A 25,400-nucleotide genomic window follows, 5' to 3' on the forward strand; every position below is an offset into this window, starting at 1 on the left:
TGAAACACTCGGCGTGCGCACGATGTGCGCACGCCCTGACAGTGGTTAGTCGAAGCACTCGCCCAGCTCCTGCGCCAGGATCCCGACAACGGTGTCCGACTCGGACACCACGGAGTTCAGGAGGTAGAGCGCTTCGCCCTCTTCATGCTTCAGGTCCAGCTCATAGTGCTGGTATCGGGCGTAGGGGCCTGGAAAGTAGACGGATGCACCCATGGGTGCGGGGATCGTTTCGGCGCTGTCGCGGAGGTTGCCGGTCTCGATCGGGGTCCGGTCCACGGCGACCTGCCGCAGATGCTCCATGGCCTTGAACGACGCCTCAGGAGCTTTCGCCCGGATCCGGTTCAGGATGTCGTCCAGGTGGCCTGAGAGGTTCTCACCCATCAGAGCCCTCCACGGCCGCGGCCGGTGTGGGGTTCAGGTGCTTGTCCAGGACCGCTGTGAACAGTTCTGGGTCGGCCCACGCCTTCTCGGAGGCCTCGCGACCGTAGAACCAGTCCACGAACGCGACGAGCGCAACCTTGGTGATCGCCTCGAGGGAGATGCCGTGGCGGAACATCTCCTCCCCCACCTCGCCCAGGAACGCGGCAGTAAGTTCGGCCTCGGTCATGCCTGTGACGATGCGTTCCCGGAGCGCCGCGGATTCCTCGGCTGTCATGGTCGGGAGCGTGAATTCCTGGCCGCGCATGGTCAGGACGATCGGGCCGAGGATGTCCTCGAGGGGTGCGAAGCTCATCCGTGTCCGTCCGTCCCGGAACCACGGCCCTTGGCGTAGAGCACGAAGTTGACCAGCTCGTACATCTGCCGATCCCGCTGCTTGAGGTTCTCCAGCATGTCATCCAGCGACGGGGTGGGCTGCAGCTCGTCGGTAACGGTCATCTGGTCCGGGACGATGCGGCCCTCGGCCTGCGCTGCGAGGATGTCGTCAACGATTCGGCCGGCCCGGGCGGCGTCGAGGATCGCCGGCGCATTCGCCGCGTAGAAGTCCGGGTCTCGGAGCTGAGACCGGCTGAACGTCTGGTCACTCACAGAGCCTCCAACCAGTCGATGTGCCGGCCGCCGCGGTGGGTGAGCAGTTGCTCCTTCAGGGGCCGCAGGAGCTTAGCGAGGATCTGGTCGCTCGTGGTGAACCAGGACTTGCTGCCGTCGCCCCTCTCCACCCACGCCTGGGCGGGGGCATGGTTCGCACCGTCGATGCGGGCCGTGGTGACGTGCCCCTTGGGCAGTTCGTCGAGGTGTTCGCTGACGTACCGGGCCAGGGCGTACACGGCGGCGTTGCGGTCACCGACGAGGGCCAGCGCGTCCGTGATGGCAGTGCGGGCGGTGGCGAGATGTTCCTCGATCTGGGCCGATTCGTCACCCGTCGCGGTCCCGTAGAACGCCGCGACCTGATCCTCGTAGGCCTTGTGCGCGAGCTCCACCCGCAGCCGCTCAGCCCGAACCTTGGCAGCGTCGAGCTGGATCTCAGCCCATTCCGCACGGGACCGGGCCTCATCCAGATCAGCCTGGGTCACGGACTCGTCAGCGTTGCGGATCCGACGTTCCACGTCCTTCGCGAACGCGGCCGTGCTGTGCGCGGTCGCCTGGGCCTCGGCCAGGATCTCCTGCGGCGTCCCCGGAGGGCTCAGGACGGGCTTCCGGCCGGCCATCAGTTACCCGCCTGCCGTGCAGCCATGTTCTGGGCACTGAGCTCGTGGAGGCGCTGTTCGTTGCGTTCCCGATCGAGCGCCCGGGTCTGCTCCTCGATGGTCATCTGCCGGTCAACGTCGGGGTCGCGGGCACCGAAGAGTTGCGGGTTGAGTTCGCGGGCTTCGTCCTCGGTGATCTCGGCGTAGCCGTGCTTGGGGTACTGGGTGCCGTCCTCCCATTCGGTGAGGCGCTCGTTCCAGTGGTCACGGGTGCAGGAACCGACGGTGCCGCCCGGGTGCTTGTAGTAGACGGTGTCGCTCATGGTGGCCCCTTTCTCAGGGCTCTGGGGGCGGTGCTACCGCATCTTCGGGGATGATCCATTGGTGGCCCGCCCTGATGGCTGGAAGTTGGCCGTTGCGGGCCATTCGACGGATCATGGATTCGGAGCAGCCACGCCTGGCGGCTGCTTCCTGGACCGTCAATCCCATGGTGCGCTCAGGTGCCGGCAGTGGTTCCGGGAACGGAACCTGCTGTGCCCGGGCCGCTTCCCCTGCGGCGTTCAGCAGGTCGAGAGCGACGCGTGAGAAGCCGCCCCCGTCCCGGCGTGCTTGCTCCCTGACCGCACGCTGCACGAGTGCGGTGATAGCCCACCAATCCTGTGGGTCGCCGGACACGCGGCCCAGACTGTCGGTACGGATCATTCAGCCCCCTCTTCGTCCCACGGCAGCAGCCAAGCTTCGGCGTCGTCCTGGTCCTTCCACCCGGGCGGTGTGCCGGTGACCTCCCGGTACGTGACGTTGCGGCCGTCGTCTGCGAGCCGGAACTCCGCCGGCTGGCCTGTGCGGCGGTAGTGGTTCACGAGTGCTGTGGCCCGGTCGAGGTCGAGGAACACTTCCCAAGACTCCGCGGCGCCCATGACCCAGGCACGGCCCTGCCCGCGGACGGGGACCCCGTCGGGCAGCTGCAGCTCTTCGCGGACCTCTGCGGCTGTGCGGAGCTGGATCCTGGCCGGGATGCGGTCATAGCTCATCCGTGCTCCTTCACGGTCGGGTAGACGGGCGCCCACTGCCTGCGCCAGGTGACCCACTCCTCCGGCCAGCCGAGCGTCACCCAGCCCGCGAGTTCGGCACCGAACTTCAATGGCTCCGAGGGGTCATCCTCGATTGCCTCAAGCGCCATGAGGGCGACGTCAGGGGCGACGGCCACCGTCACGTGCTGGCCCTCGAACACGGCGATGATCAGAGCGTGCCCTTCGGCCTCAGGCGGCAGGCTGTGGAGTTCAGGATCGATGACGTTCGCACGCCAGGGTGTGGACTTGTCAGTGATGTCCATGTGTCGTCCTTCCTGCGGTGCTTACACCGCACATCGTGTGGTTGTTCGCCCATGTCACGGGCGTGGCGGCTGAAATACCCGATCAGACGCCATCGGGGTTTTCCCGGTCCTCGTAACGTGCGGCGTGGAGCTGCAGAAGGTCCGACATCTGCCGATCCGTGGCCGCCCGGAGCGCCGGGTCCGTGAGCTCTCGCATATCCGCGATCGGTGCCCGCTGCGGATAGAGGCGTTCCCGCACGTCGTCAGGAATCGGCGACGGTCTCCCCAGTTCCCGTGCTCTCTTCCCGTGGACGAGCCGCTCACGGGCCACCAGATCCCTCAGGTGGGCCTGCGCGGTCCGGGACAGCCTCTTCACGCTCCCCTTGCCGATGGACGGCCCCGCGGCCCCCAAGAGCTTCACCAGAGCCTGTGTAGGGTCGCTGGGTCGGCGGGTGAACACCACGGCCAAGACAGCCAGCATCTCCCCGGACGGGCGCCGCCGGCCGTGCTCGAGACGCCGCAGGTAGGACACCGACATCCCGGCCCGGGCCGCAGCCTCCTCCTGAGACAGGCGCACCTCCCGCCGCAACTCGACCAGCAGCGCACCGACACCAGCAGCCAGGGCCGCCTGCTCATCCTCAGTCGGGGTACCGCTACGAGGCGCGGACCCATCATGTGCGCGCGTGCGCGAGACGCGAACGTGCGCGTTCGCGGGCCGGTCAGGCTCCCCGCCAGGCGTGGGCCTATCGTTCGCACGCGCGCGGGAGGAATGACCGGTCACGGTCACGGTGTCGGGCCGGTCTTGAGGCGTGGGCCCATATTGTGTGTGCGCGCGAGAGGCAACGTTGCCGTTCCCACTTCCGCTGGTCACTTGGACCCTCCCGTGTTTCGGAGGGGTTGGGTGAGGATTACGGGGCTGGCGAGTCCTCGTTTGACGAGGGATTTGGCGAGGCGTTCGCATTGGCGGGCGGTGATGGGTTCGGGTTTGGGGGTCATCGTTCGCATCCTGGGGTGTCGGTGGTGGTGTCTGGCTGGGGTTGCCGTGCTTGTGATTCGTGGTATCGGAGGTGGGCGCGGAGGGCTCGGTTTTCGGCGCGGAGCTGCTCGGCGCGTTGGCGTTCGCGGATGGCGTGGCGTGCGATTTCGAGGGGTGTGAGCTCGTCAGCGAGTTGGCGGGCTTCGCGCTCTTGTTCTTCGAGGTTCATCGGCGCCTCCGTCGGGGTTGTGGTGGTGGGGTGGGTTCGCAGATTCGGCAGTAGAGGCCGTGTGGTGCGGGGTGGCCTGCGATTTGATCGGTGAGCCAGGTGGGTGCGTGGCCGCGGCGGTTCCGGTAGTACGTGGCGAGGAGGCAGAGTTCCCGGTCGAGGTTGAACGGTTCCTTGGTGGGTGGAGGGGTGTCTTGGTTGTCGGTCATGCGACCCCCTCTCCGGGGAAGGCTTCGGGGTGTTGCTCGCGGAGCGCCCGCATCTGCCGGTTCCGGTTCTCGTATTCGGTCATCTGGTCTTCGGAGTTATCCACAGGCCCACGTGAGGTAGTCACCTCAGGTGATGTTTTCCTCCCGTATTCCTTATGTGGTTCCTGAGTTCTCCTAGGCGGGACCGTTTTGGTGTCAGGTTCGGGACCGGAATGGTGTCTGGCTGCGACACCGGAAGGGTGCCAGGTAGCGGGACCGGAATGGTGTCGCAATGCAGCAGGCAGGTCCCTGGAAGTGCGCTCCCAAATGCCCTTGAGGACTCCGTCGGTAGGGTCTCGGCGGACGCCAGTGCAAACCCATCCGACGGCCGGGTCCAGAGCCAGTGCATACTCCGCTCGCACCCCGCGGCGTGCCGCTCCCGTAGACACCACAGCCCCGGCATCAGTGAGAGCCTTGAGGGCCTTCACGATCTGCTTTCGCGCACTCTCATTTGGATCACCAGGATCCGGCTGCAGCCCGATTGCCCGTGCAATTCCTTCCCAGCCGCCGAAGTAGACAGGCGGGTTCCCGGAGTCGAGGGCCATGTTTGCCATGAACGCCAAGGCGCGGGCGTCACGGTGGCCGAGGTGGGTCCAGTACACGAACACCTGGGCCACGTTCGAAGCTCCCACTCACCTACCTCCTTCCGGTTCTGGGAATGACTGACCCCGCTACCTCGTGCGGCGCGGGGTCTGGTCGGTAGGTCAAGGAGTGTTTCTCCCGTCGAGGGGTTGGATGTCGTCGGGGTGCCAGAGTTCGCGCTGCTTCGTCTCGGCGCGGGTGACCCAGACCCCGTTGCGGGTGACCCGGTAGACGCGGGCCACAGGCTCATCAGCGTTCCCGAACATCCCGACGAACTGCACGTACCGGACCCCTTCGAAACGCGCCATCCAGGCCGGTTCAGGGCGTTCCACGGCGGGTGTTCCTTCCGAGGTGCAGCGTCCCGGCCCTGACGTGGTTGCCATGGGCTTCGAAGCGCGGGTCTTCGACGAGGCGGGCCTCCGCGTGGTATCCGTTTCGGTCCAGATTCCGAAACGCTGCTGACGGGGTCGGCCAGCCTGCGCGGATCGCGGCTCTCTGCGGCCATTCCCCCGTGGCGAGGAGTTCCTGAAGGTCCTCGAGGCGCTGCTGGAACCGGGGCGTGGGTCCGGGCTTCGGCCCGCGCCGCCGCGGACCCAAAGGCGCCCCCACCGCCGTGGCGGTCACGAGATCACCTCGAGGACATCGTCCAAGTGCACCTGCTGATGGAGGACTTCCCCGGTTGCGGTGTGCACGATCCGGTACGTCTCATAGCCGGTGTGCCAGGGCATCTTGCCCGAGTTCTTCTGGAGCTGGAGTCCCATGGGGCGGAGGGCCTTGCGGATCTCCTTTGCCTGGGCAGTCTCCTGCTGGTACCGGAGATCGCCCTGGTGGTACACCGTCACCCCGGCCCACAGGTTGACGGGCACGATGGTGTCTTCCTCGCAGACGAGCTGGGATGTGTCGACGACGCTGGGCCTGCTGTCGCCGTCGAACAGGACGAGGACCTCGCCGAGGCCGGCACAGTGGACCATGTCCGCAGTCCAGGCGACGACGACGCCGGACTTTCCGTCGGTGGTCCGGGTGACGCCCTGGCCACACTTGAAGGAGACGCGGAGAAGGATGATTTCAGCGATGGGGATGGTGTTGGACACGGTGAGCTCGTCCCATTCGACCGTCGCGGTCCAGGTGGCGGGATCGAGCCCGGTGACGGTGCCAGTGGCGAGCGTCCTCTTGTTGACCACCCGCGCCCCGGTGTAGAGGGATTCGTGTTTAACCGACAGGTTCGCGGCGTGCCGGTACTGCCTGAGCGCCGCGTCCGTCTTCGGCTTGAACGTCTTCTGCATGTGCTGAACCGCCTCACGGGTCAGAGGAGAAACCTTGTCTGCGGTCGGTGCTACCTTGGTGTTCATAGCGATTGCCTTTCCTTGCTGGTTGGTACTTGCTTCTTCTCCGGCCGTGCAGCTGCAACTGCACGGCCGGACTTCGTTGGGGCTCATGCCTCGCCTCGAAGCCACTGCAGCGACTTCTCGCGAGGCAGGTACAGGTTTCTGCCGACGGTCAGGGCCTTGAGCTGGCCTTCCTTGATGGCGAGGTAGATCCGCGCTTCCGGCATCCCCGCGATCTTCGCGAACTCCGCCACGCGGTACGGCCTGAGCGTCAGGCCCGACTCATCAGCCATTGCCGGCCTCCTCGAACGCGGCGTTGATCCACGCGACGCATTCGTCTTCCCGGAACATGACCCGGCGCCCGAAACGGACACCGCGCGGGCCTTTTCCCATCGCCCGGTAGTAGCGGCCCGTATTGAGCGGGATGCGTGCAAGCGCACACCATTCCTCCATCGTGAGCAGCTTCACTGGCTGGGTCGCAGTCATCCGAACCTCCTTCGGTACTAGTGTTTCTAGTCAACATCGACTAGCTATGAGAGTACACGCTCCGCTAGTGAAGGTCCACTGCAATTTTTAGTATTTGGTGGGTAGTCTTGAGATATGGGCGCAGACGATAAGCAGATCGGGAAGAACCTGGCAACCCTGAGGGGCGAGCGTTCTCAGCAGGACGTCGCGAGTCAGATGCGCGCGCTCGGTTACAAGTGGTCGCAAGCCACCGTCTGGGCCGTGGAGAAGGGTGAGCGTCCCCTGAAGGTGGTTGAGGCAGTTGCCCTCGCAGGCCTGTTCTCCAAGACTCTGGATGACCTACTCAGCAGTGATACCTCGTTTGACCTAGCGCTCGACGAGCTTGAGTCGGCGATCGCAGCACTTAAGCCAGCTCGCGCCATGATCGACTCCGCCATGGAGCGAGTCGAGACGCTCATCGTTGAGGCTCCGGAGGAGTTGCTCTCTGAGCGTGAGGCGCGTGTCGTCGCTCTCGTCGAGGCGACCATGGACCTGGATGACGAGGACGACGTCAGTGCGCGCCAGGTCTACGGCGAGATCGTGAAGAACGCAAACGCACGTCGGGCCTGGAAAGCCGCTGCGGAGTCTTCCAGGGAGTCGTGACCTACCGGTGATGGGGGAGTAGTGGCGTCGATTACGTGGCGGTGTCCTCGGCAGGTTCCTCCGTGCCCAGAGACGGGCGGGTCTACAGCTTGCCAGGTACACAAGAAGTCGGGGCGTTGGCGGTTGCAGTGGCGCGACGACGGCGGAAAGTCGCGAGAGTCCACGCACGCCCTGAAACGGGACGCCGACAAGGCGCTGAGGGAGCTCACAGCCGCGAAGGTCACCACGGGCCACTATCTCGATGATGCGGCCGGCTCCATGGCATTCAAGGCGTGGTTTGAGCGGTGGACGGGCTCGCAGGTGTGGGCGGATAACACCAGGACGAACGCCGACCAGGCTCTCGCGTCGGTGCCGTTCCAGGATCGCCCCGTCAACAAGATCCGCACCAGCGATGTCCAGGCGTGGGTGAAAGAGCTCACGGAGCGGCTGGAACCGTCTACGATCTCCACCCGACACGGGACGATCAAGTCCTGCTTCAAAGCTGCAGTGACTGACCGGCTCATCCACGCCAACCCGTGCGACGGGGTGAAGCTCCCGCGGGTGCGCCGGAAGGCCGCAGCGATGACGATCCCGAGCCCGGCCCAGGTGAAAGGCGCACTTGACGCTGCGCCGGCATGGTTCGCGGGGTTCGTCAGCGTGTGCGCTTTCGCGGGTCTACGCCTCGGCGAGGCCGCCGGCCTGCAGCTTGCAGACATCGACTTCAAGGCCCGGACTATCACGGTGGCGAGGCAGATTCAGGGCGAGACCGTCAAGACGCTCAAGGACGTTCCGCCCAAGCATGGATCCGAGCGGGTCATCTACATCCCCAAGGGCCTGGTGAAGCTCCTGGCCAAGCATGTGGAGGAGGTGGGGGTCTTCGGCGATGAGAAGTGGCTCTTCGGCTACGGGGGCCACGTGCTCTCACGTCACGGCGCAGGGGCGGAGTGGCGGAAGATCCGGGACGCGACAGGCCTGGGGGAGTTCACGCTGCACGATTTGCGCCACTACTACGCCTCCGGGCCGATCGCCGCCGGCTGCGACGTAGTGACCGTGCAGCGGGCCCTCGGGCACGCGACGCCGTCGATCACCTTGGACGTCTACAGCCACTTGTGGCCGTCGGCTGAGGACAAGACCAGGGCCGCTGCGGCAGGGCTCCTGGCGGACGTCCTCGCCGCCTGATGTAGGGAGATCGTAGGGAAAGCGTCGGGCGCTCCGCGTGATTCCGCGGAGAAACTGGGCTCAGTACCAGTTATTGGCGTAGTGGAAGCCGAGGGCGCCGCAGGGGGAGCCGTAGCGCTGCTGGATGTACTGCAGGCCCCACTTGATCTGGGTCTTGTAGTTGGTCTGCCAGTCAGCCGCCACGCTGGCCATCTTGGTGCCCGGCAGGGCCTGGACGATGCCGTAGGCACCGGAGCTGGAATTCTGGGCCGTGGTCTGCCAATCGGACTCGCGGTTCCACAGAGTCACCAGGCAGGGCATCTCGCTGGCGCTCCAGCCGAAGTTGCCCAGCTGGGTGGCAGCGAATGCCTGGGCGCCGGCGGGATCGTTCACCTGGGTGGGCGGCGCGGCTTCGGCCTTGATCTCGTCGGCGGTCTGCTTCAGGGCCGTGGCCGCATCGGCCGCTTCGTGAGCGGCGGCGTTGGCTTCTGCGCCGGCGGTGGCGCTCTGCGAGGACAGCGACGCCAGGGCGGAGAAGTCGAACTTCTGTCCCACGCCGGTCTTGCGGAACTCGGTCTGGCCTACGGAGACCTGCGGGCCCTGCTGTTGCGCGGGAAGCGCCTCAGGCGCCGAGGACTGTGCGGCCAGCGAGGACTGCGCCGCGAGGCCGGCGGCCAGGGCGACCGTCAGGGTGGAGGCGACGACGGCGGCGCGGGCGCCCCGGGTGCGGGGGAGGATGCCGGGCAGCTGGCCGAGGATCGAGCGGCCACCGCGCTTGCGGGCCTTGGGAGAACGGGAAGTGGAGCGTCCTGCGGACGACGGAACGGCGTCGGTGGCTTTGCGCTCACGGCGCGTCGGCACGTCAGTGACGGGCCGCAGTCTATTCGCGGTCATGCTCAAACCCCTTCATGGTCCGGAAGGGGGAGCCCCCAGGCTTGTGGCACTGGAAATCGGGAATGGTTGATGCTCAACCCCACAACCAGTCTACGGACACCCTCTCTCAATGTCACATTTAGATAACGGGTCGGACGTCCGACTGTTTTTCTGATTCAAAACCGGTCGCCTGACTTGTCCGGGATGCGGTCACGCGGATCTGCATGAGTTCCACTTCACATCTGAAGAATATTCGACGTCCTCAACCAGAATTCTCTAAAAGTTCACTAAATGCGCCGGGCGTTCCGGCTCGGGTGGTCCGAAGCGTCAATTCCAGGCCTGCAGTCCGAATGGTGACGTTCATCACTATGGACAGTTTTGTCTCACTATGTGGACCCATGGGGGCTTTGTTACTTGCAAGTTCGGTTTGTTACGTTGCACACTCGAATACGTGAATACCAACTCAACAGCACCTGCAGCCGCAGAGACCCATCCCAGCGCACCCGCTGGCCGGATGGTCGGCTGTTGTCGAATGTGCGCCTGAACCTCACACCCTCAGCGTCAGGCAACCGTCCTTCCGCCCCTTCCGGGCACAACTCGTTAATTCATTGCAGGGACTCAGCATTCGAGCCGCGATGACGGCAAATTCACTTTCAAAGGTTTGAACAACATGTCAGTTGCATCCGGGTACGTCCACATCTCACTGCGGAACGCCAACAAGGCTCCCGCCGTGCGCCCCGAGTTCGCCAACCGCCCCGCCGCACCCCAGCAGTACCCGGCCGGATACAACGGCCAGTACAACGCCGCGGCACAGCCCCAGGCCCCCGGATACCAGCAGCGCCCCTATGGCCAGCTGCGTGCGGTGCCGTCTATCCCGTCGGAGAGCAACCCTCCCACCGCCCCCACCCCTGTCGTGGCCCGTGGCGCCAACGGGGCGCCCGCCCGTCCGGCCGGCGCCCCCACCGTGGCCCGTGGCTTCGTCCTCTACGTCGGCATCGACGAGGAGACCGCTGCGGCATCCGGTCAGTCCATCGCCAAGCTGGCCCAGGAGATCCGTGCCTACGCCCAGTCTCTGGTCCAGGGTGCGGAGAGCTACGCCGCCGTCGCGGTAGCCCCGGCCAACGCCACGGGCAGCGCCCTGGACGTGGTCCGCAGCACCTTCGGTGATCCCACCGTGGCGAACCGCCAGCGTGTGGAGGCGCCCCGCCCCGCCGTCGTGCCGGAGCAGCGCCCCAGCGGTGTCCTCATCGACCTGGCCCGCCGCGAAGTGCACCTGGACGGCGAGACCCTGAACCTCACGTTCAAGGAGTTCGAGCTCCTGAACTACCTCGTGGAGAACGGCACCCGGACCGTGGACCGTGAGGAGCTGCTGGAGAACCTGTGGCGTAACGCCGAAGAGGTCCCCAACGAGCGCACCATCGACGTGCACATCCGCCGCCTGCGCTCCAAGCTCGGCCGCCTGGCCAACACGGTCCGCACGGTCCGTGGCCAGGGGTACCGCTTCTACGAGCACCCCGAGGTCATCGTCTGGGCGGCGCCGGAGTACTCCATCTGACGTTGTCCGTTCATCTCGCGAAAGGCGGGATTCCCCTCGGCGCCTGCGCTCCGGCCCGCCGCCTCCTGGACTTCTTCCTCACGGAAGATTTTGGGCGGCGGGCCTGCACGCAACAACGGCGCTATCGGGGAATCCCGCCTTTCGCTGTTTCCGGTGCCAGGCCGAGTGCTCCGGCTTAGGTGAGGGGAAGTGCCCCTGCGGAAGGAGTGGCTCCGTCGATGAGCCCGGCTACTGTGGTCCCATGAGCCAGCACCACATGAAGCGCCTGATCATCATGAGGCACGCCAAGTCCGATTGGCCTCTCGGGGTGCCGGATCATGACCGCCCTCTGGAGCCCCGCGGGCATCGGGACGCCGCCGCGGCGGGCGCCTGGCTCCGGGAGTCCGGGAACGTGCCGGACTTCATCCTGTGTTCCACGGCGCTCCGCACCCGGCAGACCTGCACCTGGGTGTGCGAGGAACTGGGGGAGAAGGCGCCCACCCCCAAGCTGGAGTCCGGGCTCTACGCGGCTTCCGCCACTCGGATGCTCACTGTGATCAACCACGTGCCGGAGACCGTGACCAGCCTGATGATCATCAGCCATCTGCCCGGGGCCCAGGATCTGGCGCTGCTCCTGGCGGACCGCGACTCGGAGCAGGCCGCCTACCTGGATATGGCGGAACGGTACCGGACCAGCGGGATCACCGTACTGAAGACTGCGAAGCCCTGGGCCGAGCTGGACGGGCAGGACGCGACGCTGACGGCTTTCGAGGTGCCCCGCGCCTGACGCTTGATCCTGTGGACCGGGTACCGTGTTTTCCCCGTGCTCCGCGCCGGGGATTCGCATCCTTCACCGGCCACACGCTCCCCAGGAACAGCGTGAGAACCGCTGGCCCGCCGAAGCCGAGACCCAGGAAGAGGAACACATCGCTGCCGGCGCCGAGCCCACGGCTGTGCCCGACGTCGTACCCCTCACCGGACCCTAGCCCCCATACGCGGATGAACGCCAGGATGAAGATGACCGCCAAGGTGGTCAGAATTCCCGCGGCGAGCAGCGTCTTATTGCGCCGCAGAATGGCCACCGAAGCCACGGAACAGACCACCGCCACGGCCGCGGAGAACAGCAGCAGCACCAGCCCCAGCGTCTCCATCGCCAGTGCGTCCTGGACCAGCAGCAGCCCGCACGCCACGATGGCGCCGAGCATGATCCGGGTGGTGAGAAGCCTCATGGTGTCATTCTCCCAGGCGCCCCCGACAGGGATTCACCCGGCCGTGGCCTGCGGCGTCACCGGGCCAGGTACCCCTTCACGAAGGTCATGATCGCCTCGACACTGGCGGCCTGGGTCCGCTCGGGATGGAGGTTCTTCCGGTCCAGCCCCACGATGAAGCACGCCCCGAAGATCGCCGCTTCCAGCCCGGAGCGGGAGACCTCCTGGTTGACGGCGTGCTTGCGGGCGATCCGGTCCAGCGCCGCGGCGATGACGTCCAGCAGCTCGGCCCGGAGCTCACGCATGAGGTCCTGCCACTCGTTCTCGGCCTTCCAGTTCTCGTTCATCCAGAGCCGGCCGAAGGACGGGTATTCGTCCAGGAACGCGATGGCCTCCGCCACCACGGCCTCCATCGCACGGACGGGGTCCTCCTCGGCGGGGAGCGCCGCGAACCGGGCCAGCAGGATGTCCACGCCGTGGCGCAGCAGCTGGGCGATCAGCTCCGACTTGCTGCCGAAGTTGTAGTACACGGTGCCTTTCGAAACGCCCGCCTCCGCGGCGATCTCATCCACCGTCACCTCGGACGCCCCGCGCTCGCCGATCAGCAGCATGGACGCCTCGAAGATCTTCTGGCGTGAGGCTTCGGTGCGCTGGGGACGACGCCGGGAGGCGCCGTCCGCCGAGGCACTCATACCGAGATCTCCGGCTTGAAGCTCTTGAGCGTCCAGAGCTTGTGCTTGTGCACCGCCAGGGTGGACATGCCCATGCCGAGCACCGCGTAACCCACCAGGCCCAGCATGATGGGCGCCACCATGGACAGGTCGCCGCCGTAGATCAGGTGACGCATGCCCGTGACCACGTAGCCGAGCGGCAGGATGTCATGCACCACGTGGAACGGCTGGGGCGTGGTCTGCCATGGGAACGTGCCGCCCGAGGACACCAGCTGCAGGACCAGCAGGATCAGCACCACGAACTTACCCGGCGTGCCCAGCAGGGCGCAGATGCCCTGGATGAGCGCCGTGAAGGCCATGGCCGCGAAGAGCAGGAACACGAACGTCAACGCCGGATTGGCCGATTCGAGTTTCAGGCCCAGCGTCACCACCGCCCACAGTAGGGTGGTCTGCACGGCGGACACCACGAAGAACGGCAGCCAGCCGGCGATGCCGATCTTCCACGATGGCGCATTGGACGCCAGAGCTCGCTGTGTCAGGGGCCGCATCGCCTGCACCAGCATGAAGGCGCCGATCCAGAGCGAGAGGCTCAGGAAGAACGGGGCCAGGCCGGCGCCGTAGGTGGTGGCCTTCGTCTGGGCGAGCTTGTCCACGGCCACCGGGTCCGACATGACCTTGGAGACGCTGTCCCGCTGGGTCGCGTCCGGGTTGGGGATCTGGCCGGAGCCCTCAGCCAGCTTGGTGGCCAGTTCTTTGGCGCCCGACGCCGCGGTGGCCGTGCCGTCCTGCAGTTTCGCCGCGCCGGCGTCGAGCTTGGAGGCGCCGTCGGAGAGCTGCACCGCGCCGTCGTACGCGCTCTGCTCGCCGGCCGCGAGAGTCCCCGCGCCCTGCGCGAGCTGCGCCGCGCCGTCGTTCGCCTGGCTGATGCCGCCGGCCAGCGCCGGTGCCGCGTCGGAGAGCTTCCGGGCGCCTGCCGCCACGGCGGCCGAACCGTCGGAGAGCTTCTGCACGTCCGCGGCCGCCGCGGAGATCTTGGCCTTCGCGTCCGTGACCGGATTGGAACTCTGGACCTTCTGCAGATCGGCCAGCAGGGTGTCCGCCTGGGCCTGGGTGATGGCACCCTTCGCCACCAGATCGCTCACGGTGCTCTTGATGTCCGCGTCCAGCTTGGTCTCCGCACCCTGCAGTTGCTGCACGGCTCCCTGGACCTTCGAGTTGAGCTGCGCGTTGCCGGCGGCCACCTGGGCCGCGCCGTCGGCGAGCTGCTTGGTGCTCGAGGGCAGCTGAGCCGCGCCCTGGTTCAGCTGGGAGAGCCCGCTGGACAGGGTGGACGCGCCGGAGGAGAGCTGGTTCGCCCCGTCCACCAGCCGTCCCTGGCCATCCACCAGCTGCTGGGCGCCGGTGACGAGCGTCCCCGTCCCCTGATGCAGCTCCGTGGCGCCGGACTGCAGCTGCGACAGGCCGTCGGCAAGGTTCTTGGCGCCGTCGGCCGCCTTGACCATGTTCTGATGGATCACGCCGAAGCCGGTGAGCAGCTGATCGGCCGTCTGCTGGCCCACCTCCTGGGCGACGGTCGAGTGCACCGCGGTGGTGAGCTTGTCCACGATGGTGCTGAGCAGGTAGTTGTTCGCGTCATTGGTGGTGACGTTGAGCATGGCCTGGTGGGCTGAGTCGAAGGTGGAGGGGGAGACCAGGTTCTTGGAGAAGTCCGCCGGGATCTTCAGGGCGAAGGCGTACTTGCCGGTGCGGACGCCGTCGTCGGCCTCCTGAGAGGTGGCCACGCGCTGCCAGTCGAAGAGGTGGGCGTCCACCAGGGAGTCGGCCACCTTGGTGCCCGCCTGCAGTTCCTCGCCCTTGCTGCCGTCCGGCTTGCTCGGCGTGGCGCCGGTGTCCTCCACCACCAGGGCCGCCTTGATGCCGCTGAGGTTGTTGTACGGATCCCAGTTGGCGTAGAGGTAGATGGCGCCGTACAGCAGGGGGACCAGGGAGAGCGCCACGATGGTGAGCTTCGGCAGGACCCCGCCGGTCATGCGCTTGAGTTCGGAACGCGCCAGACGCAGAACGGTCACTTCTCCACCTCCATGGTTTCCAGGCCCTCGGTATCCAGGGCCTCGGTATCCAGAGCGGCGGCGGGATCCTCCGCCGCGGGCTCCTGGTCGTCAACTGCCTCTTCCTCGACCGGCGCACTGTTGCCGATCACCGCGGACGGCCCCTCCCAGCCTTCCGGCAGCGCCGCGACGGTCGCGACGACGGCGAGCGGCCGCCCGGCGTCGTACGCCAGCTCTTCGCAGCGCCTCAGCCAGGCCGCCGGGTCCGCGCTGTGCCGGTCGGGCGAATCCAGGACCAGGAGGTCCACGGACGGGTCGGCGAGGGCCAGCTGTGTCAGGAGCTCCACGCGGCGTTCGGCCGTGAGCTGGTCCACCCAGAGCTTCTCCACGTCCTCGAAGGCATTGAGCTTGAGCCAGGGGCGTGCCAGCAGGGCGCCACGGTAGCGGCGGGGCACCATGGCGAGGTCCTCGGTGACCAGGTCCGTGACGGACAGGTGCTGTTCGGGCTCGTTGATCCTGGGGGAGTCCACCAGCGCCGAAGCCTTGCGGACCGCCTTCAGGCGGGTGCTGCCGTTCCAGGACAGCTGTCCGGAAGACGGCTTCATGCGGCCGCTGAGGGTCAGGGCCAGCGCGGTGCGGTCGTCCTGGTTCTCGCCGCGGACCAGGAGGAGTTCGCCGGGGGAGACGCGCAAGGAGGTGGGAGGCAGCAGGTCGGTCCTGCGGCCGTTGACCTGCAGCGCACGGGCGTCGAGCATGGGGGAGGCCTTTCGTGGAAGTTCGCTCTCAGATTAGCTGAACTGACCGGTCAGTTCAAATAGTCTTCCCTGCCGCGGCTGATCCGTCCAGGATTCCCGCCCGGGCCGCGGAACGCCATCGGATGCCTCATTCCTGCTCAGTGCCCGCCGCAGTTCAGGTCAAGGCGGGCCGGCGAAGGACAGGCCCGCTTCCCACGCCTTACATTCGGCATGGAGGCGACGGGTCCACCGTCCCTGGGCGAAAGGCGCGCCTGCGCGCCGGAAGGAGACACATGCTGCAGCTCTCCTGGCCGGACATCCATCCGGCCGACCAGACATCCGAGCCGGCACCGGGCCCGCAGGAGGCACAGGACAAGGACTCCAAGACGCCGGAGGGCTCTGCCGACCCCACAGACCGCGTGGCCCGGGGTTCTGCCCCATCCCGGGCCGCGCATCAATCGCCCTCGTGAGGACGGGCGGCCCCGGCCAGGTCCTCAGTCCCGTGGAGAACACGCTGCTCGAGTACGGGGAGGACGAAACCGCCGCGCACGACGCCATCTCCGATGACTTGATCGGCCGCAGGGTGGCGATGATCTGCTGCGAGGTGGAGGCGGGGCGGAGCCCAGAGGACGCCGTTGCCGCAGCGATGTCGGCGTTCCCGGTCGGCTCGTAGAGCCGGCAGTCTTTCGGCGGCTGAGCCGCGGGCCGGCTACCGCTTCTTCCCGTGCAGCAGCTTCACCGCCTTGGCGAGCACGTTCACGTGCCACGTCTTCCGCTGAAAGGACAGGAGCGGCACGGGCAGCGGGAAGCGCTGGCGGGCCATGCTGTGCGGCCGGGCGAACTCCCGCAGGCCGTCCGAGCCGTGGATGCGCCCGAACCCGGAGTCCCCCGTCCCGCCGAACGGCAGCGCGGGGACCAGTGCGAAGGACATGACGCTGTTGATGGACGTCATCCCCGCCCGCACACGCCGGGCCACGGACTCCGCGGTGGCCGGGTTCCCGCTGTACACGGCGCTGCCCAGGCCGTAGATGCCCGCGTTGGTCTTCTCCACGGCCTCGTCCAGCGACTGCACCCGCGTGACGGTCAGCGTAGGCCCGAACGTCTCCTCCCGCACCGCGGCGCTGTCCTCCGGGACGTCCAGCAGGATGACCGGTTTGACGAAAGGCGGAGCCACGGACTCTTCGCCGCCGACGACGGCGCTGCCGCCGTCCGCGATCGCCGCGCGGATGTGCCGCAGGACGATGTCCGGCTGACTGGGCATGGTCAGCGGCCCCATGCGGTCGGAATCGTCCCCGCCGACCGTCACAGCGCCGGCGATCCGGCTCAATTCCTCCACGAAGCTGTCGAAGACGGGCGCCTCCACGTAGGCGCGCTCCATGCCGATGCACGTCTGGCCCGCATTGCCCCAGGCCCCGAAGGCCACATCCCGGGCCGCCGCCCGCACATCCGCGTCCGCGGCCACGATCGCCGCATCCTTCCCGCCGGCCTCGATCACCACGGGGGTGAGGGTCTCGGCGCAGGCTGCCATGACCCTCTTGCCGGTGGCCGTCGAGCCGGTGAATGCCAGCTTGTTCACGCCCGACCGGCACAGCGCGGCGCCGGTAGGACCCAGACCCGTCACGGCCTACAGGACCGGCAGCTCAGGAACTGCACGGGCGAAGGCGTCCACCAGCCACAGACCCACGGCCGTGCTGTACTCGCTCGGTTTGAAGACCACGGCGTTGCCCGCGGCCAGGGCGTAGGCGATCGACCCCATGGGGGTGAACACGGGGTAGTTCCAGGGCCCGATCACACCCACCACGCCCAGCGGCCGGTACTCCACACTCGCGGCGAGGTTGGCGCCCAGCAGGCCGGGTTTCACGGACCGCTTGCGCAGCGTGGCATGGGCGTTCCTGGCGGCCCAGTCCACGTGCTCCACGGCGGCCATGACTTCCAGCCGGGAGTCGTCCACGGGCTTGCCCGTCTCCCGCTGCATGAGCCGCGCCAGCTCGTCCATGCCCGCCACGATCCCGTGCTTGAACGCCAGCAGCCGGGTGCGCCGGCCCTCGAAGCCGAGCCCTTCCCACCAGAGGGCCGCCTCCCGGGCGCGGACGACGGCGGCCGCCACCGCGGCGTCGTCGCTCGTCTCAAAGGTGCCCACCACGGCGGAGGTGGCGGGGTTGAGGGAGTCGAAGGTGTTCATCCGAGGAAGGCCTTTCCGTCGCCGCGGTACGTGGGGATGGACGCCACGAGCCGCTCGCCGTCCACCAGGTGCAGGGTGTTCACATGTTCACAGAGTTCGCCGGCCTTGGCGTGCCGGAACCAGACGCGATCGCCCAGGGAGAGCGTATCCGCCGCCGGGCCGGACAGGGGCGTCTGGACTTCGCCCGCGCCCTCCGTGCCCAGCAGCCGAAGGCCCGTCGGCCAGACCGGTACGGGAACGCGGTCCTGTCCGGCTGGGCCGGAGGCTATCCAGCCGCCGCCCAGGACCGTCACCAGGCCGGGGGCCGGGCGGCGCACCACGGGGAGGGCGAAGACGGCTGCGGGCTGGGGTTTGAACGCGCGGTAGCCGTCGAACAGTGTGGGGGCGTAGAGCCCCGAGCCGGCGGCCAGTTCCGTGACGGCGGCCTCGCGGGCGGTGGTTTCGAAGCTCCCGGTGCCGCCGCCGTTCACGAATTCCAGGGCAGGCGCCCCGGCCTCCTCGAGGGCCCGGCGGACGGCCGCGACGGCGTCGGCGCGCCGGTCCGCCAGTTCCTTGCCGGACAGCGCTCGCAGGGCCCGGATCTGGGCGCGGTGGGCGAACGATCCGGCGTCGTCCCCGAGCCCCGCGATCTGCCCTTCGTAGGACATCACCCCCACGAGACTCAGGCCTGGGCAGCGCACGATGTCCCGGGCCAGCGCCACGGCCTCCTCGGGTGAGTGGACGGGGGAGCGCCGCATGCCCAGGTGGACCGAGGGCCCCAGGCGGAGCGAGGCGTCCAGGTCGACGCAGACCCGCAGGGGCGCCGTCGCGGACGCGAAGGGAACCAGGCGGTCGAGGTGATCGGCCGAGTCGACCATGAGGGTGACGCGCTCGCGGGCGCGAGCGTCGGCGGCGAGCCGCGCGAGGGCCGTCCGGTCCATGCTCGGGTAGGCGACCACCACGTCGTCGAACTCCTCGGACAGCCAGAGGGCCTCCGGGAGGGCGTACGCCAGGATGCCCTGGAAGCCGGGCAACGACAGGACCGCACGGAGCATCCCCCGTGAGCGGATGGACTTGCTGGCCACCCGGATGGGCTTGCCGTCGGCCCGGCGCTGCAGATCCGCGGCGTTGTGCCGGAGCGCGGGCAGGCTCAAGACGGCGAACGGCGCGTCGAGATGCGCCGTGGCCCGCTCCAGGGCGCCGAAACCTCCCGTGGCGGTGAAGCCGTCGCGGCCGGTGAGGGCCAGGCTGAAATCGGTGTCGGTGCCGGCGTGCATACTGCGACTGTGACACGGGCCACCGGAGCAGGGGAAACAACGGGGCGGACGCCACTGACATCGAATCGTTGTCAATGGAGGGCCCGCCCCGCAGAATGGGCAGGTGATGGACGTCAACACCCGCCGCCTCCGGTATTTCGTGGCCGTGGCGGAGGAACTGCACTTCAGCCGCGCCGCGGCCCGCCTGTTCGTGGCCCAGCAGGCACTTTCCAAGCAGATCCGGGAGCTGGAGTCGGAGCTGGGTCTGGTCCTGCTGAACCGCACCACCCGGAAGGTGGAACTCACCGAGGACGGCGAGCGCTTCCTTGCGGTGGCCCGGGCCGTGCTGGCCGAATGGGATGACGGGCTGCGCCGGGTCCGCCAGGCGAGCCGCGCCGCCCAGCGGACCCTGCGCCTGGGTTTCGTGGTGGGGGCCGCGCTGGAGCTGACCCGTCCGCTGCTGGCCGAGTTCTCCCGCCGCCATCCCGAGATCGAACTGCACCTGCAAGAGGCCTCGCTGAGCGACCCGAGCTGCGGCCTGGCGGACGGCAGCAGCGACCTGGCCATCCTCCGACCGCCCCTGTCCTTGGACGGCCTGAAACGCCTGCCGCTCTTCGTGGAGCCCGTGGTGGCGTGCCTGTCCGCGGCTCACCCTCTGGCGGGGCGCAGCATGATCTCGCCGGCGGAGCTGCTGGACGAGCCGCTCACGGTGGGAGGAGGGCACGACGCCGCGTGGCGGGCTTTCTGGACCCTCTCCGCCTTCCGTACCCCGGAGCATCCCGCCCGCACGGTGGAGACCTCGTCACCCACCGAGGAGACGGAGCTGGTGGCCAGCGGCGTGGCCACGGCGCTCACCGCGGCGGCCTCCGCCCGGTACCTGTCCCGGCCGGGACTGGTCTACGTGCCGGTGGAGCCGCACCCCGGCAGTGAGGTGGCGCTGGCCTGGCGGGCGGACGCCGCGAGTGAGGCCGTGGGCCTGTTCGTGGAGGTCGCCCGGGAGGTGCGGGACGCCGAACGGGACCTCATCCGGGCTATTGAGCACCCGGCGGTTGTGAATCCCGGCTGATCCGCTGTTTGTGCCGCGGCTCACAGGGGCGTGAGCATGGAGGTCATGTGGAAGAACTGGGCCGGAGATCAGGCCTGCACCCCGGCGGCTGTCGTCCGGCCCTCCGCCGTGGAAGCGGTTCAGGAGGCGGTCCGGAACGCCGCCGGTCAAGGCAGCGGGATCCGTGTGGTGGGTGCCGGGCACTCCTTCGGCGACAACGTGCTGACGTCCGGAACCCTGATGTCCCTGGACTCGCTGACGGGTCTTCTGGGCGTGGACGCCACGGCCGGCACGGTCCGGGTGGCGGCCGGGACACGGCTGCACGAGCTCAACCAGCTCCTGGATGCCCGCGGACTGGCCCTGGCGAACCTGGGGGACATCGACAGCCAGTCCGTGGCGGGTGCCATCTCCACGGGCACCCACGGGACCGGGCGGACCCTGGGGAATCTGGCGACCTTCGTGGAGGACGTGGAGCTGGTCACCGCGGACGGTGACGTGGTCCAGGCGTCCGAAGCGGGAGCCGGCGTGCTGGAGGCGGCCCGCCTGGCTGTGGGTTCCCTGGGCGTGGTCACCGCATACACGCTCAAGATCCTGCCCGCGTACACCCTGCGCTGCGAACAGGAGCCCGCACCGCTGGCGGACGTCCTGGAACGACTGGACTCCGAGGTGGATGCGAACCGGCACTTCGAGTTCTTCTCCTTCCCGCACAGTGACACCGTGATCGCCAAGCGCACCAACAGGGTGGAGAACGTCCCCGTGGGCCGGGCGGCGGGGCAGGACACCGTGACCGGACCCGCCGCCGTCGCAGGCAAGGTCAAGGCCTACCTGGAAGAGGAACTCCTGGAGAACACGGCACTGGACCTGGTCTGCCGCCTGGGCCGCGCCCGCAGGAGCCTCATCCCGCGTCTCAACCGCCTGGCCACGGACCTGGTGAGCCCCACGGTCCGGACCGGCAGGAGCCATGAGGTGCTCGTGACCCGCAGAAGCGTGCGGTTCACGGAGACGGAATGGGCCCTGCCCCGGGAAGCGGGCGCGGAGGCACTCAAGGAGATGCGCCGCGTGGTCACGGCCCGCGGCCTGGACGTGAACTTCCCGTTCGAAGTCCGCTTCGTCGCGGCGGATGAGCAGTCCTTCCTCAGCCCGGCCTATGGGCGGGACAGCTGTTATATCGCGGCACACATGTACCGGGGGATGCCCTGGCAGGAGTTCTTCGGCGCCGTCCAGGACGTGGCTCTCGCCTACGGAGGGCGGCCCCATTGGGGGAAGAGGCACACACTCTCCGCGGACCGGTTGGCCGGCCTGTACCCCCGTTGGGAGGAGTTCCAGGACGCCAGGCGGAGACTGGACCCCCACGGTCTTTTCTCCAACGACCACACGCGCCGCATCTTCGGCGCCTGACACCCGGCAGTGCAACGGCAGGAGCGAGCGATGACGCAGCAGACCGGCCCCGGAGGCCGCCACACCTCACAGACCCGGCTCCAGGCACCTCCCGGTCGTGGCCCGGTGTCCGGTCCCCGGCTGACCCGGCACCGGGTGGCCAGCGCTGCGGCGTTCTTCCTGCAGGGCTTTCTGTTCATCACCATGACCACCCACCTGCCGCAGATCCAGGGTCAATTCGGCCTGGACCCGGCCACGCTGTCCCTCCTGCTGCTCGCCATGGTGATCCTGGCCGGCGCCGGATCGTTCCTGGCCGGTGCCGTGGCCCGGCGGGCGGATTCGGCCCGGGCGCTCGCCCTGGGACTCGGCCTGATCGGCTTCGGCGTGGTGGGTGCCGGGCTTGCACCGGGCCTTGCCGTCTTCTGCGCCGCGCTGGCCGTGTACGGCGTGGGACTCGGGACCGTGGACGCCGCCATGAACATGCAGGGCGTGGCGCTTGAGCACCGCCTGGGGCGCACGTTGCTTCCCGGCTTCCATGCGGCGTGGACGGCCGGCGGCATCGCGGCCACGCTCGCGGCGCTCGCGTTCGGGGACGTGCCGATGGCGGCCTCCGTGGCACCGTTCGGGGCGGTGGCACTGCTGCTCATGGCCCTGCCGTTCCTCCGGCGTGACCGGGGCCAGGCCGTGGAGGGCGGGGAGCACGCCGTGTCCATCCCCTGGAAGCGGCTGCTTCTGGTGGGCCTGGTGCTGGTGCTCTTCTACATGGTGGACACCGCGGCGTCCACCTGGGGTCCGGCCTACCTCCACACCCTCTTCGGGACCGGAGTCGGCAATGTCGCGGTGGCGACGCTCCCGTACCTCGTCGCGTCCCTGCTCGCCCGCCTGGCCGGGGACCGCGCCGTCGCGCGTTTCGGGGCGGTGCCGCTGCTGCGAGCGGCGGCCGTCCTCTCCGCTGCCGCCCTGGCGGTGGTGGTCCTGGCGACGACGGCGGAGCTCGCCGTCGTCGGCTTCGCCCTGCTGGGCTTCGGGGCGGGGATCATCGCGCCGCTGTCCTTCTCCGCGGCCGGCGCCATCGCGGCAGCAGCCGGGGGAGCGGCGGACGACGGCGTGCGGCGGGCCCGGGTGGACTCGGTGATCGCGCGCTTCAATCAGTTCAACTACGTGGGCGCGCTGTTCGGTTCGGTGCTGACAGGCCTGGTGGGGGCGGACTCGCTGCGCTACGGCTTCGCGCTGCCGCTGGTCCTGGTGCTGGCGATCGTGCCCTTGGCAAGGGCGTTCCGGGAGGACTGAACGCGTGGCCTGGCGGCCCCGCGCCGGGGAAACTGAAAGGCCCGGTCCAATGGACCGGGCCTTTTCCGTATCGTTCAATCTCTGTGCGCCCAAAGGGATTCGAACCCCTGACCTTCTGTTCCGTAGACAGACGCTCTATCCAGCTGAGCTATGGGCGCATGGCATCTTCCGGGAGTCGATCCCGTTCGAACCTCGGTAAACCTTACCCGAAAAGTCCGCCGGATGCACAATGGCGTTCCTGGCCGGTTCCAAGCCCTTCCCGATGCCGGGAAGGACAGCAAAGTGCCCCGGTCCTGTGGACCGGGGCACTTTGCTGTTCAACTGAAACTCTGTGCGCCCAAAGGGATTCGAACCCCTGACCTTCTGTTCCGTAGACAGACGCTCTATCCAGCTGAGCTATGGGCGCTTGGCATCTTCCGGGAGTCGATCCCGTTCGAACCTCAATAAACTTTACGCGAACTTCCAGTGACGTCCAAATCGACGGTTGGTGACGTCCGGCACCTATACCGGTCTACGTGACCTTAATCACAAAACCGAGGGTGAAATGCCGGTACTGCCAGGAAAAACACCAGGAAACCGGTCAAGGAGTCAAATATTGCTGGGAATCTTTGCAGTGGTCCGTACCTACGATTGAGAGACCCGCCCAGGAACCCCATCGAAAAGGACTCACTATGGGAAATCTGACGACGTCCCGTCTGACGGCCGACGCCCCCACCACCCACCAGAAGCTGCTGGCCTGGGTTGAGGAAGTGGCAGAGCTCACCCAGCCGGACTCCATCTACTGGGTGAACGGATCCGTTGACGAGTACGCACGCCTGACCACCGAACTGGTTGAGGCCGGCACCCTGGTCCGCCTCAACCCGGAGACCTTCCCGAACTCCTTCGCCGCCTTCTCCGACCCGGCCGACGTGGCCCGCGTGGAGGAGCAGACCTTCATCTGCTCTGAGAAGGAGGCCGATGCCGGCTTCACCAACAACTGGATGGCCCCCGCCGAGATGAAGGGGAAGCTCAACTCCCTCTTCGCCGGCTCCATGCGTGGCCGCACCATGTACGTCATCCCCTTCGTCATGGGTCACCTTGACGCCGAGGACCCCAAGTTCGGCGTCGAGATCACCGACTCCGCCTACGTGGTGGCCTCTATGCGCATCATGGCCCGCATCGGCACCGAGGTGCTGGACAAGCTCACCGCCACGAACGCCTTCTTCGTCCCGGCTCTGCACTCCGTGGGCGCCCCGCTGGCTCCCGGTCAGCAGGACGTCGCCTGGCCGTGCAACCCGGACAAGTGGATCGTCCACTTCCCGGAGGAGCGCTCCATCGTCTCCTACGGCTCCGGCTACGGCGGAAACGCCCTCCTGGGCAAGAAGTGCTTCTCCCTGCGCATCGCGTCCGTCATGGCGCGCGACGAGGGCTGGCTCGCCGAGCACATGCTCATCCTGAAGCTGACCAGCCCCGAGTCCAAGGTCTACCACGTGGCCGCGGCCTTCCCGTCCGCCTGTGGCAAGACCAACCTGGCCCTCCTGGATCCCACGGTCAAGGGCTGGAAGGTCGAGACGCTGGGCGACGACATCAACTGGATGCGCTTCGGCAAGGAGGGCGAGCTCCGGGCCGTGAACCCGGAGGCCGGCCTCTTCGGCGTGGCCCCCGGCACCGGCTGGGGCACCAACCCGAACGCCATGCGCGCCATTGCCAAGGGCAACAGCATCTTCACCAACGTCGCCCTGACGGACGATGGCGGTGTCTGGTGGGAAGGCATGACGGAGGAGACTCCGGCGCACCTGACCGACTGGCAGGGCAATGAGTGGACCCCCGAGTCCGGCCGTCCCGCCGCGCACCCGAACTCCCGCTTCTGCACGCCGATCGACCAGATCGACATGCTGGCCCCGGAGTACTTCGCGCCGGAGGGCGTCCAGGTGGACGCCATCCTGTTCGGCGGCCGCCGCAAGACCACCATCCCGCTGGTCACCGAGGCCCGCGACTGGACCAACGGCATCTTCATGGGCTCCACCCTGTCCTCGGAGACCACCGCCGCCGCGGCCGGCGCCGTCGGCGTGGTGCGCCGCGACCCCATGGCCATGCTGCCGTTCATCGGCTACAACGCCGGTGACTACCTCAAGCACTGGATCTCGCTGTCCGCCAAGGCCAACCCGGAGAAGCTCCCCAAGATCTTCCTGGTGAACTGGTTCCGCCGGACTCCGGAGGGTGGCTTCGCCTGGCCCGGTTTCGGTGAGAATTCCCGCGTCCTGAAGTGGGCCATCGAGCGCATCGAAGGCAAGGCGGACGCCGTGGAGACCCCCATCGGCTTCGTCCCCACCGCGGAGTCCCTGGACACCGACGGCCTGGACGTCAGCGCCGAGGAACTGGACGCCGCCCTGGCCTTCCGCTCCGAGGAATGGCAGACCGAGGCCGTCAGCATCGAGGAGTGGTACGCCAACTTCGGTGAGGCCCTGCCGGCCGGCCTCCGTGCCGAGCTGGACGGACTGAAGGACCGCCTGGCCTGATCTCAGAGCCTCTGCGCGGCGGCCTTCACATTCTTCCGCGCAGCAGAACGACGACGCGTGGTCGCCTTCCGGGAAACCGGCGGGGCGGCCACGCGGCGCCGTTTAAGGGGACAGTGAGCGCTCTGCGCGGGCGGCCGGTGTCGAGGCCGCCTATCGTGGAGAGT

29 protein-coding genes, 2 tRNA genes and 1 pseudogene are annotated in these 25,400 nt (G+C 67.9%); 10 read left to right on the plus strand and 22 right to left on the minus strand.

What is annotated here, in order from left to right; translation table 11 throughout:
- Positions 1-45 precede the first annotated feature (45 nt).
- From Q9R02_RS05605 to Q9R02_RS05660, 13 genes are all read right to left on the minus strand, one after another.
- Entirely contained in the window at positions 46-381 is a 336-nt protein-coding gene (locus Q9R02_RS05605) for a hypothetical protein (protein WP_305995670.1), read from the minus strand.
- Entirely contained in the window at positions 374-733 is a 360-nt protein-coding gene (locus Q9R02_RS05610; protein WP_305995671.1) for a DUF7426 family protein, read from the minus strand. Before Q9R02_RS05610 ends, Q9R02_RS05605 begins: the two co-directional genes overlap by 8 nt.
- Positions 730-1,026 (minus strand): hypothetical protein, encoded by a 297-nt coding sequence (locus Q9R02_RS05615; RefSeq protein WP_305995672.1) that lies wholly within the window; start codon positions 1,024-1,026, stop codon positions 730-732. Before Q9R02_RS05615 ends, Q9R02_RS05610 begins: the two co-directional genes overlap by 4 nt.
- The gene (locus tag Q9R02_RS05620) at positions 1,023-1,646 is read right to left on the minus strand and encodes a hypothetical protein (RefSeq protein WP_305995673.1); all 624 of its coding nucleotides are present in this window, start codon (positions 1,644-1,646) and stop codon (positions 1,023-1,025) included. The genes Q9R02_RS05615 and Q9R02_RS05620 overlap by 4 nt, the downstream gene beginning before the upstream one ends.
- Positions 1,646-1,948, minus strand: coding sequence for a hypothetical protein (locus Q9R02_RS05625; RefSeq protein ID WP_305995675.1), 303 nt, complete (start codon positions 1,946-1,948; stop codon positions 1,646-1,648). The genes Q9R02_RS05620 and Q9R02_RS05625 overlap by 1 nt, the downstream gene beginning before the upstream one ends.
- A 13-nt stretch (positions 1,949-1,961) precedes the next feature.
- Positions 1,962-2,327, minus strand: a complete 366-nt coding sequence (locus Q9R02_RS16480; protein WP_367575464.1) for a helix-turn-helix domain-containing protein — start codon at positions 2,325-2,327, stop codon at positions 1,962-1,964.
- Positions 2,324-2,656: a hypothetical protein gene (locus Q9R02_RS05630; RefSeq protein ID WP_305995676.1), complete on the minus strand. Its 333-nt coding sequence runs from the start codon at positions 2,654-2,656 to the stop codon at positions 2,324-2,326. Before Q9R02_RS05630 ends, Q9R02_RS16480 begins: the two co-directional genes overlap by 4 nt.
- Positions 2,653-2,958 (minus strand): hypothetical protein, encoded by a 306-nt coding sequence (locus Q9R02_RS05635; RefSeq protein ID WP_305995677.1) that lies wholly within the window; start codon positions 2,956-2,958, stop codon positions 2,653-2,655. The genes Q9R02_RS05630 and Q9R02_RS05635 overlap by 4 nt, the downstream gene beginning before the upstream one ends.
- A gap of 82 nt (positions 2,959-3,040) precedes the next feature.
- Positions 3,041-3,898, minus strand: coding sequence for a helix-turn-helix domain-containing protein (locus Q9R02_RS05640; protein WP_305995678.1), 858 nt, complete (start codon positions 3,896-3,898; stop codon positions 3,041-3,043).
- 1,196 nt (positions 3,899-5,094) lie between these two features.
- Complete coding sequence (locus Q9R02_RS05645) at positions 5,095-5,304, minus strand: hypothetical protein (protein ID WP_305995679.1); 210 nt, start codon at positions 5,302-5,304, stop codon at positions 5,095-5,097.
- A 288-nt stretch (positions 5,305-5,592) separates the two neighbouring features.
- Positions 5,593-6,321 carry a hypothetical protein gene (locus Q9R02_RS05650; protein ID WP_305995680.1) on the minus strand — a complete coding sequence of 243 codons (729 nt, stop codon included), beginning with the start codon at positions 6,319-6,321 and terminating at the stop codon, positions 5,593-5,595.
- A gap of 83 nt (positions 6,322-6,404) precedes the next feature.
- Positions 6,405-6,590, minus strand: a complete 186-nt coding sequence (locus Q9R02_RS05655; RefSeq protein WP_305995681.1) for a helix-turn-helix domain-containing protein — start codon at positions 6,588-6,590, stop codon at positions 6,405-6,407.
- Entirely contained in the window at positions 6,583-6,783 is a 201-nt protein-coding gene (locus Q9R02_RS05660) for a helix-turn-helix transcriptional regulator (protein WP_305995682.1), read from the minus strand. Before Q9R02_RS05660 ends, Q9R02_RS05655 begins: the two co-directional genes overlap by 8 nt.
- 114 nt (positions 6,784-6,897) lie before the next feature.
- Here Q9R02_RS05660 and Q9R02_RS05665 point away from each other — a divergent pair, with 114 nt between their 5' ends.
- Complete coding sequence (locus Q9R02_RS05665; protein WP_305995683.1) at positions 6,898-7,404, plus strand: helix-turn-helix domain-containing protein; 507 nt, start codon at positions 6,898-6,900, stop codon at positions 7,402-7,404.
- Between the two features lie 123 nt (positions 7,405-7,527).
- A complete protein-coding gene (locus tag Q9R02_RS05670; protein WP_305995684.1) occupies positions 7,528-8,562 on the plus strand; it encodes a tyrosine-type recombinase/integrase in 1,035 nt (344 codons plus the stop codon).
- Positions 8,563-8,622: 60 nt separating this feature from the next.
- Here Q9R02_RS05670 and Q9R02_RS05675 read toward each other — a convergent pair whose 3' ends face one another.
- Complete coding sequence (locus tag Q9R02_RS05675; RefSeq protein WP_305995685.1) at positions 8,623-9,435, minus strand: aggregation-promoting factor C-terminal-like domain-containing protein; 813 nt, start codon at positions 9,433-9,435, stop codon at positions 8,623-8,625.
- A 649-nt stretch (positions 9,436-10,084) separates the two neighbouring features.
- Between Q9R02_RS05675 and Q9R02_RS05680 the strand changes: the two genes are divergently transcribed.
- Both Q9R02_RS05680 and Q9R02_RS05685 read left to right on the plus strand, forming a co-directional pair.
- On the plus strand, positions 10,085-10,969 hold the full coding sequence (locus Q9R02_RS05680; protein WP_305995686.1) for a winged helix-turn-helix domain-containing protein: 885 nt from the start codon (positions 10,085-10,087) through the stop codon (positions 10,967-10,969).
- 241 nt (positions 10,970-11,210) lie between these two features.
- The gene (locus tag Q9R02_RS05685; protein WP_305995687.1) at positions 11,211-11,735 is read left to right on the plus strand and encodes a SixA phosphatase family protein; all 525 of its coding nucleotides are present in this window, start codon (positions 11,211-11,213) and stop codon (positions 11,733-11,735) included.
- Here Q9R02_RS05685 and Q9R02_RS05690 read toward each other — a convergent pair.
- The 4 genes from Q9R02_RS05690 to Q9R02_RS05705 are packed head-to-tail and all read right to left on the minus strand — an operon-like array spanning position 11,650 to position 15,630.
- A complete protein-coding gene (locus Q9R02_RS05690) occupies positions 11,650-12,177 on the minus strand; it encodes a hypothetical protein (protein WP_305995688.1) in 528 nt (175 codons plus the stop codon). The genes Q9R02_RS05685 and Q9R02_RS05690 overlap by 86 nt on opposite strands.
- 56 nt (positions 12,178-12,233) lie before the next feature.
- A complete protein-coding gene (locus tag Q9R02_RS05695; RefSeq protein ID WP_305995689.1) occupies positions 12,234-12,848 on the minus strand; it encodes a TetR/AcrR family transcriptional regulator in 615 nt (204 codons plus the stop codon).
- Positions 12,845-14,896 (minus strand): YhgE/Pip domain-containing protein, encoded by a 2,052-nt coding sequence (locus tag Q9R02_RS05700; protein ID WP_305995690.1) that lies wholly within the window; start codon positions 14,894-14,896, stop codon positions 12,845-12,847. Before Q9R02_RS05700 ends, Q9R02_RS05695 begins: the two co-directional genes overlap by 4 nt.
- A complete protein-coding gene (locus Q9R02_RS05705) occupies positions 14,893-15,630 on the minus strand; it encodes a heme ABC exporter ATP-binding protein CcmA (RefSeq protein WP_305995691.1) in 738 nt (245 codons plus the stop codon). Before Q9R02_RS05705 ends, Q9R02_RS05700 begins: the two co-directional genes overlap by 4 nt.
- 272 nt (positions 15,631-15,902) lie before the next feature.
- Here Q9R02_RS05705 and Q9R02_RS05710 point away from each other — a divergent pair, with 272 nt between their 5' ends.
- Both Q9R02_RS05710 and Q9R02_RS05715 read left to right on the plus strand, forming a co-directional pair.
- Positions 15,903-16,079, plus strand: coding sequence for a hypothetical protein (locus tag Q9R02_RS05710; protein WP_305995692.1), 177 nt, complete (start codon positions 15,903-15,905; stop codon positions 16,077-16,079).
- The gene (locus tag Q9R02_RS05715; RefSeq protein ID WP_305995693.1) at positions 16,076-16,282 is read left to right on the plus strand and encodes a hypothetical protein; all 207 of its coding nucleotides are present in this window, start codon (positions 16,076-16,078) and stop codon (positions 16,280-16,282) included. The genes Q9R02_RS05710 and Q9R02_RS05715 overlap by 4 nt, the downstream gene beginning before the upstream one ends.
- A gap of 36 nt (positions 16,283-16,318) precedes the next feature.
- Here Q9R02_RS05715 and Q9R02_RS05720 read toward each other — a convergent pair.
- Both Q9R02_RS05720 and Q9R02_RS05725 read right to left on the minus strand, forming a co-directional pair.
- Positions 16,319-17,791: pseudogene (locus Q9R02_RS05720) on the minus strand (aldehyde dehydrogenase family protein).
- Positions 17,788-19,047, minus strand: a complete 1,260-nt coding sequence (locus tag Q9R02_RS05725; RefSeq protein ID WP_305995694.1) for an amino acid deaminase/aldolase — start codon at positions 19,045-19,047, stop codon at positions 17,788-17,790. Before Q9R02_RS05725 ends, Q9R02_RS05720 begins: the two are co-directional and overlap by 4 nt.
- Before the next feature lie 106 nt (positions 19,048-19,153).
- On the opposite strand from Q9R02_RS05725, the gene Q9R02_RS05730 reads away from it, so the two are divergent.
- The 3 genes from Q9R02_RS05730 to Q9R02_RS05740 are packed head-to-tail and all read left to right on the plus strand — an operon-like array spanning position 19,154 to position 22,738.
- Positions 19,154-20,092 (plus strand): LysR family transcriptional regulator, encoded by a 939-nt coding sequence (locus tag Q9R02_RS05730; RefSeq protein WP_305995695.1) that lies wholly within the window; start codon positions 19,154-19,156, stop codon positions 20,090-20,092.
- Between the two features lie 45 nt (positions 20,093-20,137).
- Positions 20,138-21,469: a D-arabinono-1,4-lactone oxidase gene (locus tag Q9R02_RS05735; protein ID WP_305995696.1), complete on the plus strand. Its 1,332-nt coding sequence runs from the start codon at positions 20,138-20,140 to the stop codon at positions 21,467-21,469.
- A 30-nt stretch (positions 21,470-21,499) separates the two neighbouring features.
- Positions 21,500-22,738, plus strand: coding sequence for an MFS transporter (locus tag Q9R02_RS05740; protein WP_305995697.1), 1,239 nt, complete (start codon positions 21,500-21,502; stop codon positions 22,736-22,738).
- An 84-nt stretch (positions 22,739-22,822) separates the two neighbouring features.
- Here Q9R02_RS05740 and Q9R02_RS05745 read toward each other — a convergent pair.
- Positions 22,823-22,896: transfer RNA gene (locus Q9R02_RS05745), tRNA-Arg, on the minus strand.
- A gap of 174 nt (positions 22,897-23,070) precedes the next feature.
- Positions 23,071-23,144 (minus strand) — tRNA-Arg (locus Q9R02_RS05750).
- Between the two features lie 265 nt (positions 23,145-23,409).
- Here Q9R02_RS05750 and Q9R02_RS05755 point away from each other — a divergent pair.
- Entirely contained in the window at positions 23,410-25,236 is a 1,827-nt protein-coding gene (locus Q9R02_RS05755) for a phosphoenolpyruvate carboxykinase (GTP) (protein ID WP_305995698.1), read from the plus strand.
- Positions 25,237-25,400 lie beyond the last annotated feature (164 nt).

The organism is Arthrobacter horti, assembly GCF_030731045.1.
In the GTDB taxonomy this organism is placed as follows: Bacteria; Actinomycetota; Actinomycetes; order Actinomycetales; family Micrococcaceae; genus Arthrobacter_E; species Arthrobacter_E nanjingensis.

Coding starts and splice junctions, on each gene's coding strand:
- Q9R02_RS05605 (WP_305995670.1), bottom strand. CDS start 381: ATGGGTGAGAACCTCTCAGGCCACCTGGACGACATCCTGAACCGGATC.
- Q9R02_RS05610 (WP_305995671.1), bottom strand. CDS start 733: ATGAGCTTCGCACCCCTCGAGGACATCCTCGGCCCGATCGTCCTGACC.
- Q9R02_RS05620 (WP_305995673.1), bottom strand. CDS start 1,646: ATGGCCGGCCGGAAGCCCGTCCTGAGCCCTCCGGGGACGCCGCAGGAG.
- Q9R02_RS05625 (WP_305995675.1), bottom strand. CDS start 1,948: ATGAGCGACACCGTCTACTACAAGCACCCGGGCGGCACCGTCGGTTCC.
- Q9R02_RS16480 (WP_367575464.1), bottom strand. CDS start 2,327: ATGATCCGTACCGACAGTCTGGGCCGCGTGTCCGGCGACCCACAGGAT.
- Q9R02_RS05630 (WP_305995676.1), bottom strand. CDS start 2,656: ATGAGCTATGACCGCATCCCGGCCAGGATCCAGCTCCGCACAGCCGCA.
- Q9R02_RS05635 (WP_305995677.1), bottom strand. CDS start 2,958: ATGGACATCACTGACAAGTCCACACCCTGGCGTGCGAACGTCATCGAT.
- Q9R02_RS05640 (WP_305995678.1), bottom strand. CDS start 3,898: ATGCGAACGCCTCGCCAAATCCCTCGTCAAACGAGGACTCGCCAGCCC.
- Q9R02_RS05650 (WP_305995680.1), bottom strand. CDS start 6,321: ATGAACACCAAGGTAGCACCGACCGCAGACAAGGTTTCTCCTCTGACC.
- Q9R02_RS05655 (WP_305995681.1), bottom strand. CDS start 6,590: ATGGCTGATGAGTCGGGCCTGACGCTCAGGCCGTACCGCGTGGCGGAG.
- Q9R02_RS05660 (WP_305995682.1), bottom strand. CDS start 6,783: ATGACTGCGACCCAGCCAGTGAAGCTGCTCACGATGGAGGAATGGTGT.
- Q9R02_RS05665 (WP_305995683.1), top strand. CDS start 6,898: ATGGGCGCAGACGATAAGCAGATCGGGAAGAACCTGGCAACCCTGAGG.
- Q9R02_RS05675 (WP_305995685.1), bottom strand. CDS start 9,435: ATGACCGCGAATAGACTGCGGCCCGTCACTGACGTGCCGACGCGCCGT.
- Q9R02_RS05680 (WP_305995686.1), top strand. CDS start 10,085: ATGTCAGTTGCATCCGGGTACGTCCACATCTCACTGCGGAACGCCAAC.
- Q9R02_RS05685 (WP_305995687.1), top strand. CDS start 11,211: ATGAGCCAGCACCACATGAAGCGCCTGATCATCATGAGGCACGCCAAG.
- Q9R02_RS05690 (WP_305995688.1), bottom strand. CDS start 12,177: ATGAGGCTTCTCACCACCCGGATCATGCTCGGCGCCATCGTGGCGTGC.
- Q9R02_RS05695 (WP_305995689.1), bottom strand. CDS start 12,848: ATGAGTGCCTCGGCGGACGGCGCCTCCCGGCGTCGTCCCCAGCGCACC.
- Q9R02_RS05705 (WP_305995691.1), bottom strand. CDS start 15,630: ATGCTCGACGCCCGTGCGCTGCAGGTCAACGGCCGCAGGACCGACCTG.
- Q9R02_RS05710 (WP_305995692.1), top strand. CDS start 15,903: ATGCTGCAGCTCTCCTGGCCGGACATCCATCCGGCCGACCAGACATCC.
- Q9R02_RS05725 (WP_305995694.1), bottom strand. CDS start 19,047: ATGCACGCCGGCACCGACACCGATTTCAGCCTGGCCCTCACCGGCCGC.
- Q9R02_RS05730 (WP_305995695.1), top strand. CDS start 19,154: ATGGACGTCAACACCCGCCGCCTCCGGTATTTCGTGGCCGTGGCGGAG.
- Q9R02_RS05735 (WP_305995696.1), top strand. CDS start 20,138: ATGTGGAAGAACTGGGCCGGAGATCAGGCCTGCACCCCGGCGGCTGTC.
- Q9R02_RS05740 (WP_305995697.1), top strand. CDS start 21,500: ATGACGCAGCAGACCGGCCCCGGAGGCCGCCACACCTCACAGACCCGG.
- Q9R02_RS05755 (WP_305995698.1), top strand. CDS start 23,410: ATGGGAAATCTGACGACGTCCCGTCTGACGGCCGACGCCCCCACCACC.